The 14,932-nt window shown below is 66.2% G+C and carries 16 protein-coding genes; 3 read left to right on the top strand and 13 right to left on the bottom strand.

The features are described 5' to 3' along the window. Nucleotides 1-41 precede the first annotated feature (41 nt). The 13 genes from asd to AC3A6J_RS09230 form a co-directional block, all read right to left on the bottom strand. Nucleotides 42-1,184 (bottom strand): aspartate-semialdehyde dehydrogenase, encoded by a 1,143-nt coding sequence (asd, locus tag AC3A6J_RS09170; RefSeq protein WP_487859619.1) that lies wholly within the window; start codon nucleotides 1,182-1,184, stop codon nucleotides 42-44. A 78-nt stretch (nucleotides 1,185-1,262) separates the two neighbouring features. After that, a complete protein-coding gene (gene leuB / locus AC3A6J_RS09175) occupies nucleotides 1,263-2,351 on the bottom strand; it encodes a 3-isopropylmalate dehydrogenase (RefSeq protein ID WP_487859620.1) in 1,089 nt (362 codons plus the stop codon). 38 nt (nucleotides 2,352-2,389) lie between these two features. Continuing rightward, a complete protein-coding gene (gene leuD / locus AC3A6J_RS09180) occupies nucleotides 2,390-3,040 on the bottom strand; it encodes a 3-isopropylmalate dehydratase small subunit (RefSeq protein ID WP_487859621.1) in 651 nt (216 codons plus the stop codon). Between the two features lie 14 nt (nucleotides 3,041-3,054). Then, nucleotides 3,055-4,476: a 3-isopropylmalate dehydratase large subunit gene (leuC, locus tag AC3A6J_RS09185; protein WP_487859622.1), complete on the bottom strand. Its 1,422-nt coding sequence runs from the start codon at nucleotides 4,474-4,476 to the stop codon at nucleotides 3,055-3,057. 39 nt (nucleotides 4,477-4,515) lie between these two features. Further along, nucleotides 4,516-5,469, bottom strand: coding sequence for a LysR substrate-binding domain-containing protein (locus AC3A6J_RS09190; protein WP_487859623.1), 954 nt, complete (start codon nucleotides 5,467-5,469; stop codon nucleotides 4,516-4,518). 148 nt (nucleotides 5,470-5,617) lie between these two features. Beyond that, nucleotides 5,618-5,758: an entericidin A/B family lipoprotein gene (locus AC3A6J_RS09195; protein ID WP_487859624.1), complete on the bottom strand. Its 141-nt coding sequence runs from the start codon at nucleotides 5,756-5,758 to the stop codon at nucleotides 5,618-5,620. Nucleotides 5,759-5,905: 147 nt separating this feature from the next. Further along, the gene (gltA, locus tag AC3A6J_RS09200) at nucleotides 5,906-7,216 is read right to left on the bottom strand and encodes a citrate synthase (RefSeq protein ID WP_487859625.1); all 1,311 of its coding nucleotides are present in this window, start codon (nucleotides 7,214-7,216) and stop codon (nucleotides 5,906-5,908) included. A 24-nt stretch (nucleotides 7,217-7,240) separates the two neighbouring features. Beyond that, a complete protein-coding gene (locus AC3A6J_RS09205) occupies nucleotides 7,241-7,555 on the bottom strand; it encodes an FAD assembly factor SdhE (protein WP_487859626.1) in 315 nt (104 codons plus the stop codon). Between the two features lie 19 nt (nucleotides 7,556-7,574). Continuing rightward, nucleotides 7,575-8,276 carry a succinate dehydrogenase iron-sulfur subunit gene (locus tag AC3A6J_RS09210; RefSeq protein ID WP_487859627.1) on the bottom strand — a complete coding sequence of 234 codons (702 nt, stop codon included), beginning with the start codon at nucleotides 8,274-8,276 and terminating at the stop codon, nucleotides 7,575-7,577. Nucleotides 8,277-8,303: 27 nt separating this feature from the next. Beyond that, the gene (gene sdhA / locus AC3A6J_RS09215) at nucleotides 8,304-10,112 is read right to left on the bottom strand and encodes a succinate dehydrogenase flavoprotein subunit (protein WP_487859628.1); all 1,809 of its coding nucleotides are present in this window, start codon (nucleotides 10,110-10,112) and stop codon (nucleotides 8,304-8,306) included. 16 nt (nucleotides 10,113-10,128) lie between these two features. Next, nucleotides 10,129-10,494, bottom strand: a complete 366-nt coding sequence (gene sdhD / locus AC3A6J_RS09220) for a succinate dehydrogenase, hydrophobic membrane anchor protein (RefSeq protein WP_487859629.1) — start codon at nucleotides 10,492-10,494, stop codon at nucleotides 10,129-10,131. A 15-nt stretch (nucleotides 10,495-10,509) separates the two neighbouring features. Further along, nucleotides 10,510-10,956 carry a succinate dehydrogenase, cytochrome b556 subunit gene (sdhC, locus tag AC3A6J_RS09225; RefSeq protein ID WP_487859630.1) on the bottom strand — a complete coding sequence of 149 codons (447 nt, stop codon included), beginning with the start codon at nucleotides 10,954-10,956 and terminating at the stop codon, nucleotides 10,510-10,512. A 235-nt stretch (nucleotides 10,957-11,191) separates the two neighbouring features. Beyond that, nucleotides 11,192-11,950 carry a GntR family transcriptional regulator gene (locus AC3A6J_RS09230; protein ID WP_487859631.1) on the bottom strand — a complete coding sequence of 253 codons (759 nt, stop codon included), beginning with the start codon at nucleotides 11,948-11,950 and terminating at the stop codon, nucleotides 11,192-11,194. Between the two features lie 184 nt (nucleotides 11,951-12,134). Here AC3A6J_RS09230 and AC3A6J_RS09235 point away from each other — a divergent pair, with 184 nt between their 5' ends. Genes AC3A6J_RS09235 through AC3A6J_RS09245 form a run of 3 tightly spaced genes read left to right on the top strand, consistent with a single transcriptional unit; the run spans nucleotide 12,135 to nucleotide 14,907 of the window. Further along, nucleotides 12,135-13,121, top strand: a complete 987-nt coding sequence (locus AC3A6J_RS09235) for a malate dehydrogenase (RefSeq protein WP_042578072.1) — start codon at nucleotides 12,135-12,137, stop codon at nucleotides 13,119-13,121. Between the two features lie 11 nt (nucleotides 13,122-13,132). Continuing rightward, complete coding sequence (tam, locus tag AC3A6J_RS09240) at nucleotides 13,133-13,909, top strand: trans-aconitate 2-methyltransferase (RefSeq protein ID WP_487859632.1); 777 nt, start codon at nucleotides 13,133-13,135, stop codon at nucleotides 13,907-13,909. Further along, a complete protein-coding gene (locus AC3A6J_RS09245) occupies nucleotides 13,906-14,907 on the top strand; it encodes an HpcH/HpaI aldolase/citrate lyase family protein (RefSeq protein ID WP_487859633.1) in 1,002 nt (333 codons plus the stop codon). The genes tam and AC3A6J_RS09245 overlap by 4 nt, the downstream gene beginning before the upstream one ends. The last annotated feature ends 25 nt before the right edge of the window (nucleotides 14,908-14,932 follow it).

Here is a 14,932-nt window from a genome sequence, read left to right on the forward strand (position 1 = left end):
CCGGCAACACCCTTGACCTCTGGGGAGCCCGCGAACCCCCATCAAGCCCCGAGCAGGATCCGCAGCATGCGACGCAGCGGTTCGGCGGCGCCCCACAGCAGCTGGTCGCCGATCGTGAACGCGCCGACGTATTCGGGGCCCATCGCCAGCTTGCGGATGCGGCCCACCGGGATGTCCATGGTGCCAGTCACGGCCACGGGCGTCAGGGCCGCGAGCGTGGCTTCGCGGGTGTTCGGCACCACCTTGGCCCAGGGGTTGTCGGCGGCGATGAGCGCTTCGATGTCCGCCACCGGCACGTCCTTCTTGAGCTTGAAGGTCAGCGCCTGGCTGTGGCAGCGCATGGCGCCGATGCGCACGCAGAAGCCGTCGACCGGCGTGGCCGCCGTACCGAAGCCCGCACCCTGGCCCAGGATCTTGTTGGTTTCGGCGCCGGCCTTCCATTCTTCCTTCGAGACGCCATCGCCCAGGTCCTTGTCGATCCAGGGAATCAGCGAGCCGCCCAGCGGCGCGCCGAAGTTCGCGGTTTCGGAGGCGCTGAGGTTCTGCTGGCGATGCAGCACCTTGCGGTCGATCTCAAGAATGGCCGACTTGGGGTCGTCCAGCAGCGCGCGCACCTCGGCGTTGATGGTGCCGAACTGGGTCAGCAGTTCGCGCATGTGCTGCGCGCCGCCGCCCGAGGCCGCCTGGTAGGTCATGCTGGTCATCCATTCGACCAGCCCGGCCTTGTAGAGCGCGCTCACGCCCATGAGCATGCAGCTCACGGTGCAGTTGCCGCCGATCCAGTTCTTGCCGCCCTTGGCGAGCGCGTTCTGGATCACCGGCAGGTTGACCGGGTCGAGCACGATGACCGCGTCGTCGTTCATGCGCAGCGTGGAAGCGGCATCGATCCAATGGCCGCTCCAGCCTGCCGCGCGCAGCTTGGGAAATACCTCGGTGGTGTAGTCGCCGCCCTGGCAGGTGATGACGATGTCGCACTTCTTGAGTGCGTCGATGTCGTTCGCATCCTTGAGCGTGGTCTCGTTCTTCGCCATGGCCGGGGCCTTGCCGCCGACGTTCGAGGTCGAGAAGAAGACCGGCTCGATGAGCCCGAAGTCGCTTTCGGCCTGCATGCGGTCCATCAGGACCGAGCCGACCATGCCGCGCCAGCCTACGAGGCCGACCAGGGGTTGGGATGCGTTCGCCATTTCAGTTTGCCCTTTGAAAAAGTTTCTCTTTCGCCCGACTCGTCGAGCCGGGGAGGGGCGTGACGAAGCGGGCTGCGGTTAGCCGGTAATCGTCTTTTTGGTGATTGCTGCAACGACCGCATCGCCCATTTCACGGGTGCCGACGCGCTTCGTGCCTTCCGACCAGATGTCACCCGTGCGCAGCCCGGAGGCGAGCACTTGCTTGACTGCCGACTCGATACGGTCGGCAGCTTCGGCTTGGTTGAGTGAAAAGCGGAGCATCATGGCAGCGGACAGTATTGTAGCCAATGGATTGGCAACCCCTTTGCCCGCAATGTCGGGTGCGCTGCCGTGGCTGGGCTCGTAGAGGCCCTGGTTGCTCGCATTGAGCGAGGCCGAAGGCAGCATGCCGATCGAACCCGTGAGCATCGCCGCCTCGTCCGACAGGATGTCGCCGAACATGTTGCCGGTGACGATCACGTCGAACTTCTTCGGCGCCTTCACGAGCTGCATGGCGGCGTTGTCGACGTACATGTGGTCGAGCTCGACGTCGGGGTAGTCCTTGTGCACTTCGGTCACCACGTCCTTCCAGAACTGGAAGGTCTCGAGCACGTTGGCCTTGTCGACGCTGGTCACGCGCTTGCTGCGCTTGCGGGCGGCCTCGAAGGCGACGCGGGCGATGCGCTCGATCTCGGGGCGCGAATAGCGCATCGTGTCGAAGGCTTCTTCGGCGCCCGGGAAGTGGCCGTCCACCGCGGTGCGGCGGCCGCGCGGCTGGCCGAAGTAGATGTCGCCGGTCAGCTCGCGGATGATGAGGATGTCCAGGCCCGCGATGAGTTCGGGCTTGAGGCTCGAGGCGTCGACCAGCTGCTCGTAGCAGATGGCCGGCCGGAAGTTCGCGAACAGACCGAGGTTCTTGCGCAGGCCCAGGATCGCCTGTTCGGGCCGCAGCGGGCGGTCGAGCTTGTCGTACTTCCAGTCGCCGACGGCGCCGAAAAGCACGGCGTCGGCTTCCTTCGCGAGCTTGAGCGTCGCCTCGGGCAGCGGATGGCCGTGCGCTTCGTAGGCGGCACCGCCGACGAGCGCCGTTTCCATCTCGAACGAGAGGTCGAGCGCGTCGAGCACGCGGATGGCTTCCGCCACGATTTCGGTGCCGATGCCGTCACCCGGGAGAACTGCGATTTTCATGGTTGGTCTGAGGTTTGGAAATGGGATGCGGATGCCGTTCAGGCGATCATCGTGTGCGCCAGCCAGGGCTTCGACGCGAGCCGTTCGGCTTCGAAGGCCTTGATCTTGTCCTGGTGCCGCAGCGTGAGGCCGATGTCGTCGAGGCCGTTGACGAGGCAGTACTTGCGGAAGGCCTGCACGTCGAACGCGAACTCGCCGCCGTCGGGCTTCACGACCACCTGGCGCTCCAGGTCGATGGTCAGCGTGTAGCCGGGGAATGCAAGGGCCTCGTCGAACAGCTGGGCCACCTGCGCCTCGGGCAGCACGATCGGCAGCAGCCCGTTCTTGAAGCTGTTGTTGAAGAAGATGTCGGCATAGCTCGGCGCGATGATCGCGCGGAAGCCGTACTGGTCGAGCGCCCACGGCGCGTGCTCGCGCGACGAGCCGCAGCCGAAGTTCTTGCGCGCGAGCAGGACCGAGGCGCCCGCATAGCGCGGCTGGTTCAGCACGAAATCGGGGTTGGGCTTGCGGCTGGCCGGGTCCTGGCCCGGGAAGCCGGCGTCCAGGTAGCGCCATTCGTCGAACAGGTTCTGGCCGAAGCCGGTGCGCTTGATCGACTTGAGGAACTGCTTCGGGATGATCGCGTCGGTGTCGACGTTCTCGCGGTCCATCGGTGCCACGAGGCCTTGGTGTACGGTGAATTTCTGCATGTGTGGTCTCCAGATCAGGCGAACTTGCGCACATCGACGAAGTGGCCGTGGACGGCCGCGGCCGCAGCCATGGCGGGGCTCACGAGGTGGGTGCGCCCGCCGGCGCCCTGGCGGCCTTCGAAGTTGCGGTTGCTGGTCGAGGCGCAGCGCTCGCCGGGCTCGAGCCGGTCGGCGTTCATCGCCAGGCACATCGAGCAGCCCGGCTCGCGCCATTCGAAGCCCGCGGCCTTGAAGATCGCATCGAGCCCTTCGCGCTCGGCCTGTTCCTTCACCACGCCCGAACCGGGCACCACCATCGCGAGCTTCACGTTCTTCGCGACCCTCTGGCCGAGCTTCTTCACCACGGCGGCGGCCTCGCGCATGTCCTCGATGCGGCTGTTGGTGCACGAGCCGATGAACACCTTGTCGATGAAGATGTCGTCCATCGCCTTGTTCGGCTCCAGGCCCATGTAGACCAGCGCGCGCTCGATGGCGCCGCGCTTGCTCGCGTCCTTTTCCTTCTCGGGGTCGGGCACGCGGCCATTGATGGCGACCACCATCTCGGGCGAGGTGCCCCAGGTCACCTGCGGCTGGATCTGCGCGGCGTCGAGCTCGACCACGGCGTCGAAATGCGCGTCCGGGTCGGAATGCAGCGTGCGCCAGTAGCTCGCGGCCTGGTCCCATTCGACGCCGGTGGGCGCGAGCGGTCGGCCCTTCACATAGCTCAGGGTCTTGTCGTCGACGGCCACCAGCCCGGCGCGCGCGCCGGCCTCGATGGCCATGTTGCAGACCGTCATGCGGCCTTCCATGCTCAGGTCGCGGATCGCGGAACCTGCGAACTCGATGGTGTAGCCGGTGCCGCCGGCGGTGCCGATCTTGCCGATGATCGCCAGCACGATGTCCTTGGCGGTGCAGCCGAGCGGCAGCTTGCCCTCGACCTTGACGAGCATGTTCTTCGCCTTCTTGCCCAGCAGCGTCTGGGTGGCCATGACGTGCTCGACCTCGCTGGTGCCGATGCCGTGCGCGAGCGCGCCGAACGCACCGTGCGTGGAGGTGTGCGAGTCGCCGCAGACCACGGTCATGCCGGGCAGCGTGGCGCCCGATTCGGGGCCGATCACGTGCACGATGCCCTGGCGCTTGCTCAGGAACGGGAAGAACGCGGCGGCGCCGAACTCGGCGATGTTCTTGTCGAGCGTGGTGACCTGTTCCTTGCTGGTCGGGTCGGCAATGCCTTCATAGCCGAGTTCCCAGCCCGTGGTGGGGGTGTTGTGGTCGGCCGTGGCCACCACGGAGCTGATGCGCCACAGCTTGCGGCCGGCGACGCGCAGGCCTTCGAAGGCCTGCGGACTGGTGACTTCGTGCACCAGGTGGCGATCGATGTAGAGGATCGCGGTGCCGTCTTCCTCGGTGTGGACGACGTGTTCGTCCCAGATCTTGTCGTAGAGCGTGCGTGCCATGTCGGTCTCTTGGTCTTTCGTGGGGAAACTAGATTGTGTCTATGCCGCGAGCGGCTGTTCGTCGGCGCCGGCGCCCGCGGCCGCGTGCAGGTGGTTCACCAGCGAGCGAGCCGCCACCGGCAGGGTGGAAAAGTCGCGCGCCACCAGCCGGATCTCGCGCTCGGCCCAGGCGTTGTCGAGCGCCACGCTCGCAAGGCCGCGGCCGATGCCGTCGTGCATGAGCTCGAAGGCGCGCTGCGGCATCACGCCCACGCCCAGGCCGTTCTCGATCATGCGGCACATGGCGTCCAGGCCGGTGACGTGGATGCGCAGCTTGATGCTGCGGCCGGCGGCGAGTGCGGCCTCGTGCATCGCCACGTAGATCGAACTGTTGGTGTGCAGGCCGACATGGTCGAATTCGAGCGACTCGACGAAGTCGATGCGCGCGCGCGCAGCGAGCGCATGGCCCGCAGGAACGATCAGCGCCAGGCGGTCGTGGCGGTACGCAAGGCTCTGCAGCTCGCCCGCGCCGCCGGCCACGTGGCAGACGCCGAGATCGGCCGCGCCTTCCTGCACCGCGCGGATCACCTCGCTGCTCAGGTGCTCTTCGAGGTCGATCTTGATCGCTTCGTGGGCGCGCGAGAACACGCCGAGGTCTTCAGGGAGGAACTGCACGATCGCCGAGATGTTCGCGTGCACGCGAACATGGCCGCGCACGCCGTCCGCGTACTCGCTGAGCTCGCCCTGCATCTTCTCGAGGCTGTAGAGCACCGAGCGGGCGTGGTGCAGCAGGCTCTCGCCCGCGGGCGTGAGGTCCACGCCGCGCGCATGGCGGTAGAGAAGGGGGGTGCCGAGCGTGGCCTCCAGGTCGGACAGCCGCTTGCTGATGGCCGAGGCAGCAATGAATTCGCGCTCGGCCGCGCGCCCGATGCTGCCGAGCTCGCAAACGGCCACGAACAGCTGCAACGACGTGAGGTCGATGCGGCGGGCGAAATTGCGTTCGGAGGTGCTCATGGGGGTGGCGGCATCGCGCTTTGCGATGAGTTTGCCATTTTCCCCCGGTTTTCAACGCGATGCCATCGCCATCTGCGATGGGTTCGTTGCCATGGGGCGACGAGCAGCGGGCCGACGCCCTGGAGCGAGTCGGCCCGTGTCGGCGCGCTTACTGGCGCTTCTTGGCGGCGTCCTCGACCTTTTCGCCACCCTTCTGGATGTCCTGTCCGGCACCCCGGAAGGTGTTGCAGCCACTCAGCGGAATGGCGAGGGCGAAAGCGACGGCGAGCAGCGCGGTGATTTGCTTCATGACGGGTCTCCTGACGGAAGGTTGAAAAAACAAGGTCGGGATCGAGCCTCGTGTCTGAACCTAGTCTCCCCCAACGCCGTTCGTGTCAGCCAAGACGCAAAAAGGCTGCCCGTGGGCAGCCTTTTTGGAAGCGATGCGCCGCGGTACTTAGCGGGCCGAGATCGGCTTCACGTCGCGCTTGGGCGAACCTTCGAACAGCTGGCGCGGCCGGCCGATCTTGTACTCGGGGTCGCCGATCATCTCGTTGAGCTGGGCGATCCAGCCGACCGTGCGCGCGAGCGCGAAGATCGCGGTGAACAGCGGCACCGGGATGCCGATGGCGCGCTGCACGATGCCCGAATAGAAGTCGACGTTCGGGTAGAGCTTGCGCGAGACGAAGTACTCGTCTTCAAGCGCGATCTTCTCGAGCTCCTTGGCGAGCTTGAACAGCGGGTCTTGCTCGAGGCCGAGTTCGGTCAGCACTTCGTTGCAGGTTTCCTGCATCAGCTTTGCGCGCGGGTCGTAGTTCTTGTACACGCGATGGCCGAAGCCCATGAGCTTGACGTTCGAGTTCTTGTCCTTGACCTTCTTGATGAACTCGCCGATCTTCTCGACGCCGCCCTCACGCTGGATGTCGTACAGCATGTTGAGCGCCGCCTCGTTGGCACCGCCGTGGGCCGGGCCCCAGAGGCAGGCCACGCCGGCCGCGATCGCCGCGAACGGGTTGGTGCCCGACGAGCCGCACAGGCGCACGGTCGAGGTCGAGGCGTTCTGCTCGTGGTCGGCGTGCAGGATGAAGATGCGGTCGAGCGCGCGCTCGAGCACCGGGTTCACCTTGTACTCCTCGCAGGGCGTCGCGAACATCATGTGCAGGAAGTTGCCCGCATAGCTGAGCTCGTTCTTCGGGTACATGTACGGCTGGCCGATCGTGTACTTGTAGGCCATGGCCACGAGCGTAGGCATCTTCGCGATCAGGCGGATCGCGGCGATCTCGCGGTGCTCGGGATTGTTGATGTCCGTGCTGTCGTGATAGAAGGCCGAGAGCGCGCCGACAAGGCCGGTCATGATGGCCATCGGGTGCGCGTCGCGGCGGAAACCGCGCAGGAAGAACTGCATCTGCTCGTTGACCATCGTGTGGTTGGTCACGAGCTTCGTGAAGTTGGCCTTCTTGGTGGCGTCGGGCAGTTCCCCGTAGAGCAATAGGTGGCAGGTCTCGAGGAAGTCGCAGTTGGTGGCGAGTTGCTCGATCGGATAGCCGCGGTACAGCAGCTCGCCCTTGTCGCCGTCGATGTAGGTAATGGCCGACTGGCAGGAAGCGGTCGACATGAAACCCGGGTCGTACGTGAACATGCCGGTCTGCGCATAGAGCTTGCGGATGTCGATCACGTCGGGGCCGATGGTGCCTTTGTAGATCGGCAGTTCGACGTTGTCTCCGCCGTTGCTGAACGACAGCGTGGCCTTGGTATCGGAAGCTTTCATTTCGGGTTTCTTTCAGAGGTGGATTCAGGACGATGGAGAGGTCGAGGGGCGCTGGGCGCCGTCGGTGCGCATCAGCTGCAGCAAGGCGACCACCTCGGCCCCGGCCCATGCGGGCTCGGGCTCCTTTCTTTGCAGGAGCAGATCGAGGAGATCGTTGTCCGACAGGTCCATCAGGGTCTCCATCGCCGCAGCCTGGCCGACGGTGATGTCGGCCTCGTGCCGCTCGAAGAAGCGGGCGATGAACAGGTCGTTCTCGAGCAGGCCGCGCCGGCAGCGCCATTTCAGCTTGCTCAGCGCGCGTTCGCTGAGCGGCTGTGCGAGGTCGGCAGCGGTGTCCATGGCTTCTATCGGTCCGGGATCAGATGGCGCGACGCACCATCAGTTCCTTGATCTTGCCGATCGCCTTGGTCGGATTCAGGTTCTTCGGGCACACGTCGACGCAGTTCATGATCGTGTGGCAGCGGAACAGGCGGTACGGGTCTTCGAGGTTGTCCAGGCGCTCGGCCGTGGCTTCGTCGCGGCTGTCGGCGATGAAGCGGTAGGCCTGCAGCAGGCCGGCGGGGCCCACGAACTTGTCGGGGTTCCACCAGAAGCTCGGGCAGCTGGTGGAGCAGCTCGCGCACAGAATGCACTCGTAGAGGCCGTTGAGCTCGTCGCGCTCCTCGGGCGACTGCAGGCGTTCCTTCTCGGGCGGCACGTTGTCGTTCTGCAGGTACGGCTTGATCGAGTTGTACTGCTTGAAGAACTGGGTCATGTCCACGATCAAGTCGCGGATCACGGGCAGGCCCGGCAGCGGCTTGAGCACCACGGTGCCCTTGAGCGTGTTCATGTTTGTCAGGCAGGCCAGGCCGTTCTTGCCGTTGATGTTCATCGCGTCGGAGCCGCAGACGCCTTCGCGGCACGAGCGGCGGAACGACAGCGTCGGGTCCTGCGCCTTGAGCTTCATCAGGGCGTCTAGCAGCATGCGCTCATGGCCGTCGAGTTCGATCTCGATGGTCTGCATGTAGGGCTTGGCGTCCTTGTCCGGGTCGTAGCGGTAGATCTGGAATGTGCGCTTCATCGTGAAACCTTGTGATGTTGTTCTGGCTTAGAACGTACGGACCTTGGGAGGAACGGAGTCGACCGTCAGTGGCTTGAGGTTGACCGGCTTGTAGGAAAGGCGGTTGCCCTCGCTGTACCAAAGCGTGTGCTTCATCCAGTTGGCGTCGTCGCGGCCGAGCGGTGCGACCGGGTCGTCCGACGGACGCTCGTAGTCCTCGACCGTGTGCGCGCCGCGGCATTCCTTGCGGGCGGCAGCCGACACCATCGTGGCCTGGGCCACCTCGATCAGGTTGTCGACCTCGAGGGCCTCGATGCGCGCGGTGTTGAACACCTTGGATTTGTCCTTCAGGCCGATCGCGTTGACGCGCTCGCGCACCGCGGCGATCTTGACCACGCCTTCGTCCATCGAAGCCTGCTTGCGGAACACGGCGGCGTGCTGCTGCATGACGGTGCGGATCTCGCCGGCCACGTCTTGCGCGTACTCGCCGCCGGCATCGGCCTCGAGCCGGTTCAGGCGCTCCAGCGTGCGGTCGGCCGCATCGGCCGGCAGCGGCTTGTGCTCCTTCTGCTTGTCGTTGAACTCGACGATGTGGTTGCCGGCCGCGCGGCCGAATACCAGCAGGTCGAGCAGCGAATTGGTGCCGAGGCGGTTGGCGCCGTGCACGCTCACGCAGGAGCATTCGCCCACGGCGTAGAGGCCGTTCACCACCTGGTTGTGAACGTCGCCGTTCTGCACCACCACCTGGCCGTTGATGTTGGTCGGGATGCCGCCCATCTGGTAGTGGATGGTGGGCACCACGGGGATCGGCTCCTTGGTGATGTCGACGTTGGCGAAGTTCACGCCGATCTCGTACACCGAAGGCAGGCGCTTGTGGATGGTCTCGGCACCGAGGTGGTCGAGCTTCAGCAGCACGTAGTCCTTGTTGGGTCCGCAGCCGCGGCCTTCCTTGATCTCCTGGTCCATCGAGCGCGACACGAAGTCGCGCGGGGCCAGGTCCTTCAGCGTGGGCGCATAGCGCTCCATGAAGCGCTCGCCGTTGCTGTTGAGCAGGATGGCGCCTTCGCCGCGGCAGCCTTCGGTCAGCAGCACGCCCGCGCCGGCCACGCCGGTCGGGTGGAACTGCCAGAACTCCATGTCCTGCAGCGGGATGCCCGAGCGCGCGGCCATGCCCAGGCCGTCGCCGGTGTTGATGAAGGCGTTGGTCGAGGCCTGGAAGATGCGGCCCGCGCCACCGGTGGCGAGCAGCACGGTCTTGGCCTGCAGGATGTGCAGGTCGCCGGTTTCCATTTCGAGTGCCGTCACGCCCACCACGTCGCCTTCGGCGTCGCGGATCAGGTCGAGCGCCATCCACTCGACGAAGAACTGGGTGCGTGCCTCGACGTTCTTCTGGTAGAGCGTGTGCAGCATCGCGTGACCGGTGCGGTCGGCCGCGGCGCAGGCGCGCTGCACGGGCTTTTCGCCATAGTTGGCCGTGTGGCCGCCGAACGGGCGCTGGTAGATCGTGCCGTCGGGGTTGCGGTCGAAAGGCATGCCGAAGTGCTCGAGTTCGTACACGACCTTCGGCGCTTCGCGGCACATGAACTCGATCGCATCCTGGTCGCCGAGCCAGTCGGAGCCCTTGATCGTGTCGTAGAAGTGGTAGTGCCAGTTGTCCTCGCTCATGTTGCCGAGAGAGGCGCCCACGCCGCCCTGCGCGGCGACGGTGTGCGAGCGGGTCGGGAACACCTTCGAGAGCACGGCCACGTTGAGGCCGGCACGCGCGAGCTGCAGCGAGGCGCGCATGCCGGAACCGCCGGCACCGACGATCACGACGTCGAACTTGCGCTTGGTGATTTGTTCTTTTGTGTAGGTCATGGTGGGGATCGCGTCGTCAGATTTTCCAAAGCACTTGAATGGCCCAACCCGCGCAACCGACAAGCCAGACGATGGTGAAAATTTGCAGGGCAAGGCGGATGCCGACCGGCTGGATGTAGTCCATCCATACGTCGCGCATGCCCACCCACACGTGGTAGAGCAGGGCGGCGATCACGGAGAAGGTCAGCACCTTCATCCACTGCGCGGCAAAGATGCCGGCCCAGAGGTCGTAGCCGATGGGGCCGCGCGAGAAGATCAACTGCGCGAGCAGCACGATCGTGAAGAGCGCCATCAGGCCGCCCGTGATGCGCTGGCTGAGCCAGTCGCGAAGACCGTAATGTGCGCCGACGACGATGCGCTTGGAGCCGTAGTTCACAGACATGGTTCTGGCTCCTTCTCAGTACAGACCGAACAGCTTGGCGCCGAGCACCACGGTGAGCAGGATGCTCAGGACCAGCGTGACCAGGGCCGAGCTGTGGCCAAACTCCTTGGTCACCGCCTTGTGGCTCACGTCCATCCAGAGATGGCGCAGGCCGGCGATGAAGTGGTGCAGGTAGGCCCAGATCAGCGCGAGCGCGACAAGCTTGAAGAACCAGCCCGGAGCGAAACCAATGCCGCTGTTGAAGGCGGCCTTGAACCTGGCGAACGAATAGTCCGAAGACAGCGAGGTGTCGAACATCCAGATGATGAACGGCATCAGCAGGAACATCAGCACGCCGCTGATGCGGTGCAGGATCGACACGATGCCGGCCGGCGGCAGCCGGTAGGTCGTGAGATCGGTGAAGGCGTTGATGTTGCGGAACTCGCGGCGCGGTGTCCGGGGGGGAGTGGCAAGCTCTGTCATGGGGGGAGGGCTTTCGTGGCTTGTTGGCTTGTTCTGAGAGCGAACGCTGTTGTTTCTTCTGCGGAATGCAAACGACGCAAAATTCTATTGCAATGCACCATTGTCCGGCGGAGGGGCCCGCGTCGTCGCACCGCGGCAGTCGGATGCTATCGACTTGGTCGCATGGTGGACCCGGCGCGCCGGCGCTGCAATGCGGTCCGATCCGGATGCGATGTGGAATGGGCCCGGCATCGTCTCAACCCAGCTGGTTGCGGTAGTGGTGCGTGTCGGTGCGGTAGAGCCCGCGCCGCAGTTCCATCGGCGTGTCGTGGTAGGTGTGCGCCAGGCGCTCGACGCTCAGCAGCGGCGTCTGCGGCGCCACGTCGAGCAGGGCGGCCTGCTCGGCATCGGGCAGCACGGCGCGGATCTTTTCCTCGGCCCGCACCATGCGCACGCCGAACTCGGTCTCGAACATCGCGTACATCGGCCCCGGCCAGGCGCGCAGCCGCTCGGCCGTCAGCCCTTTGAACGGGGCGCCCGGCAGCCAGAGGTCTTCGAGGATCGTGGGCACGCCCCCGTACGCGAGCACGCGCCGCACCTGCAGCACCGCGTCGCCCGTGCGCAGCCCCAGCGCGCGCGCCACGTCGGCCGAGGCGCGCTGGCGCCGACAGTCGACGATGGTGCGCTCGGCGGGCCCTTCGGCAGCCGGGCTGCCGGTGTCCGGCACGAGCTTGAGGAAGCGGTACTGCACATGCTGCTCGGCATGCGTGGCGACGAAGGTGCCCTTGCCCTGGCGCCGCACCACGAGGTTCTCGGCCGCGAGCTCGTCGATGGCCTTGCGCACCGTGCCCTGGCTCACGCGGTAGCGCACCGCCAGGTCCATCTCGCTCGGGATCGGTTCGCCCGGCTTCCATTCGCCGGCCTGCAGGCTCTGCAGGATCAGCGTCTTGATCTGCTGGTAGAGCGGGCTGAAGGACGGCGTCGCGGAATCTTCGAGGACGGAGGGGGCATTCATGGCAGCGGTGGGTGCGCCGTGGCGGCAACCGTGGAGCATATCTTATATAAGACATAAGACGAGGCGAATCGAATCGGCTTAAAATGCGGGCCGGCCTGCGCCGCGGACGAACACCCGCCCCGCAGGAAGCCTGGCGCCTCCACGCGCCCGCCCCTACCGTTTCACCATCTTCTGGAGTCTTCCCATGAGCAAAAAGCCCGTCCGCGTTGCCGTCACCGGTGCCGCCGGTCAAATCGGTTACGCCCTGTTGTTCCGTATCGCGTCGGGCGAAATGCTCGGCAAGGACCAGCCGGTCATCCTCCAGCTGCTCGAGATCCCCGATGAAAAAGCGCAGAAGGCGCTCAAGGGCGTGATGATGGAGCTCGACGACTGCGCCTTCCCGCTGCTGGCCGGCATGGAAGCCCACGGCGACCCGATGACCGCCTTCAAGGACGCAGACTACGCGCTGCTCGTGGGCTCGCGCCCGCGCGGCCCGGGCATGGAGCGCGCCGAGCTGCTCGCCGTCAACGGCGCCATCTTCACCGCCCAGGGCAAGGCCCTGAACGCCGTGGCGAGCCGCAACGTCAAGGTGCTGGTGGTCGGCAACCCGGCCAACACCAATGCCTACATCGCCATGAAGAGCGCGCCCGACCTGCCGCGCAAGAACTTCACCGCCATGCTGCGCCTCGACCACAACCGCGCTGCCAGCCAGATCGCCGCCAAGACCGGCAAGGCCGTGGCCGACATCGAGAAGCTCACCGTCTGGGGCAACCACTCGCCCACGATGTACGCCGACTACCGCTTCGCCACCATCAACGGCGAGAGCGTCGCCAAGATGATCAACGACCAGGAATGGAACGCCAACACCTTCCTGCCGACCGTCGGCAAGCGCGGCGCCGCCATCATCGAGGCGCGCGGCCTGTCGTCGGCCGCCTCGGCCGCCAACGCCGCCATCGACCACATGCGCGACTGGGCGCTGGGTACCAATGGCAAGTGGGTCACGATGGGCATTCCGTCGGACGGCCAGTACGGGATCCCGAAGGACGTGATGTTCGGCTTCCCGGTCACCTGCGAGAACGGCGAGTACAAGCTGGTCGAAGGCCTCGAGATCGACGCCTTCAGCCAGGAGCGGATCAACAAGACCCTCGAAGAGCTCGAAGGCGAGCGCGCCGGCGTCGCCCACCTGCTGTAAGCAACCCGCGCATGCTCGACTGGAACCCCGCGCTCTACCGTCGCTACGAGGACGAGCGCACCCGCCCCGCACAGGAACTCCTGGCGCGGGTGCCACTGGCCGAGGCCCGACGTGTCGTCGATCTCGGCTGCGGGCCGGGCAATTCCACCGAGCTGCTGTCGCGGCGGTTCCCGGCGGCACGCGTCGTCGGCACCGACAACTCCGAAGCCATGCTGGCCAGTGCGCGCGAGCGCCTGCCCGAGGCGCGCTTCGAGTTGAGCGACATTGCGACCTGGGCGCCGCATGAAGCGCCCGATCTCATCTATGCCAACGCAGCCCTCCAGTGGGTGCCGGACCACGAAAAGCTGATCCCGCGCCTGTTCGCTGCGCTGGCCCCGGGCGGCGTGCTCGCCGTCCAGATGCCCGACAACCGTGAAGAGCCCACGCACCGCCTGATGCGCGCCGTTGCGGCCGAGGCGCCCTGGGCCGAACCCATCGGCGACGCCGATCGCCTGCGCACGCTGCTCTTGCCGCTCGGCGGCTACTACGACTTGCTGGCGCCCGAGGCGGCCCGGGTCGATGTGTGGCACACCATCTATCAGCACCCGATGGCCAGCGCCGCGGCCATCGTCGAATGGGTGCGCGGCACCGGGCTGAAACCCTTCGTCGACCGGCTGCCGGCCGACCTGCAGGCCAGCTACCTGGCTGAATACGAGCGCCGCGTCGACCAGGCCTATCCGGCGCGGACCGACGGCAAGCGGCTGCTGGCGTTCCCGCGCATGTTCATCGTGGCGCAGAAAAAAGCATGACGACGAAATCCGTTCATCCTGCCGAAGTGCTGCTCGGCGCCCAGGCCGGCGCCGTCACGCTGCCGGTGTGCGACCACTACAGCGGCGTCGAGGCGCGCATGCGCAAGAGCCTCGCGCTGCAGGCCGAGATGGCCGACGAATTCGGCGCCTGCGTGTTCGACGTCACGCTCGACTGCGAGGACGGCGCACCCGTGGGCGGCGAGTCCGACCATGCCGCACTGGTGACCGAACTCGCGCTGGCCGCCAGGCCGGGCCTGCGGGTCGGCGTGCGGGTGCACCCGGTGGACCACCCCGCCTTTGCCGGCGACGTCGTCACCATCGCGGGCGGTGCGGGCCAGCGGCTCAGCCACCTGATGGTGCCGAAGGTCGAATCCGTGGCCGACGTGCTGCAGGCGGTCGAAGCGCTCGACGCGGCCGATGCCCCGGCGCTGCCGCTGCATGTGCTGATCGAATCGCCGCTCGCCGTGCACAACGCCTTCGAGATTGCGGCGCATCCGCGCGTGCAGTCGCTGAGCTTCGGCCTGATGGACTTCGTCTCGGCCCATGCGGGTGCGATTCCCGCCGACGGCATGGGAGCGGCCGGGCAGTTCACGCATCCGCTCGTGGTGCGCGCCAAGCTCGCCATCGCCTCGGCCGCCCATGCGCATGGCAAGGTCCCCTCGCACTGCGTGGTCACCGAGTTCAACGACACGGACGCCATGCGCACCGCGGCGCGCAGGGCGGCGGCCGAATTCGGCTACACGCGCATGTGGAGCATCCATCCGAACCAGATCCGGCCGATCCTCGAGGCCTTTGCACCGGACGAGGCGCAGATCGAGGTGGCCACAAGAATCATTACAACTGCGGCGGCCGCCGATTGGGCGCCGACACAAATTGATGGCACATTGCACGACCGCGCGAGCTATCGCCATTTCTGGCAGGTGCTGACGCGCGCCCAGGCCACCGGGCGCACGCTGCCGCCAGAGGCCCAGGCCTGGTTTGCACTCGCGGCCTCCTGAAACCCGATCCAGCCTCAAGGACACA

The sequence above is a fragment of the Variovorax sp. Soil_C_39 genome (assembly GCF_057656815.1).

Bases quoted from the DNA above. Each gene is read 5' to 3' on its own strand.
- AC3A6J_RS09190 (WP_487859623.1), bottom strand. From the start codon at position 5,469: ATGAGCACCTCCGAACGCAATTTCGCCCGCCGCATCGACCTCACGTCG.
- AC3A6J_RS09235 (WP_042578072.1), top strand. From the start codon at position 12,135: ATGAGCAAAAAGCCCGTCCGCGTTGCCGTCACCGGTGCCGCCGGTCAA.
- AC3A6J_RS09230 (WP_487859631.1), bottom strand. From the start codon at position 11,950: ATGAATGCCCCCTCCGTCCTCGAAGATTCCGCGACGCCGTCCTTCAGC.
- AC3A6J_RS09195 (WP_487859624.1), bottom strand. From the start codon at position 5,758: ATGAAGCAAATCACCGCGCTGCTCGCCGTCGCTTTCGCCCTCGCCATT.
- asd (WP_487859619.1), bottom strand. From the start codon at position 1,184: ATGGCGAACGCATCCCAACCCCTGGTCGGCCTCGTAGGCTGGCGCGGC.
- leuB (WP_487859620.1), bottom strand. From the start codon at position 2,351: ATGAAAATCGCAGTTCTCCCGGGTGACGGCATCGGCACCGAAATCGTG.
- leuC (WP_487859622.1), bottom strand. From the start codon at position 4,476: ATGGCACGCACGCTCTACGACAAGATCTGGGACGAACACGTCGTCCAC.
- AC3A6J_RS09210 (WP_487859627.1), bottom strand. From the start codon at position 8,276: ATGAAGCGCACATTCCAGATCTACCGCTACGACCCGGACAAGGACGCC.
- sdhC (WP_487859630.1), bottom strand. From the start codon at position 10,956: ATGACAGAGCTTGCCACTCCCCCCCGGACACCGCGCCGCGAGTTCCGC.
- sdhA (WP_487859628.1), bottom strand. From the start codon at position 10,112: ATGACCTACACAAAAGAACAAATCACCAAGCGCAAGTTCGACGTCGTG.
- AC3A6J_RS09205 (WP_487859626.1), bottom strand. From the start codon at position 7,555: ATGGACACCGCTGCCGACCTCGCACAGCCGCTCAGCGAACGCGCGCTG.
- leuD (WP_487859621.1), bottom strand. From the start codon at position 3,040: ATGCAGAAATTCACCGTACACCAAGGCCTCGTGGCACCGATGGACCGC.
- tam (WP_487859632.1), top strand. From the start codon at position 13,133: ATGCTCGACTGGAACCCCGCGCTCTACCGTCGCTACGAGGACGAGCGC.
- gltA (WP_487859625.1), bottom strand. From the start codon at position 7,216: ATGAAAGCTTCCGATACCAAGGCCACGCTGTCGTTCAGCAACGGCGGA.
- AC3A6J_RS09245 (WP_487859633.1), top strand. From the start codon at position 13,906: ATGACGACGAAATCCGTTCATCCTGCCGAAGTGCTGCTCGGCGCCCAG.
- sdhD (WP_487859629.1), bottom strand. From the start codon at position 10,494: ATGTCTGTGAACTACGGCTCCAAGCGCATCGTCGTCGGCGCACATTAC.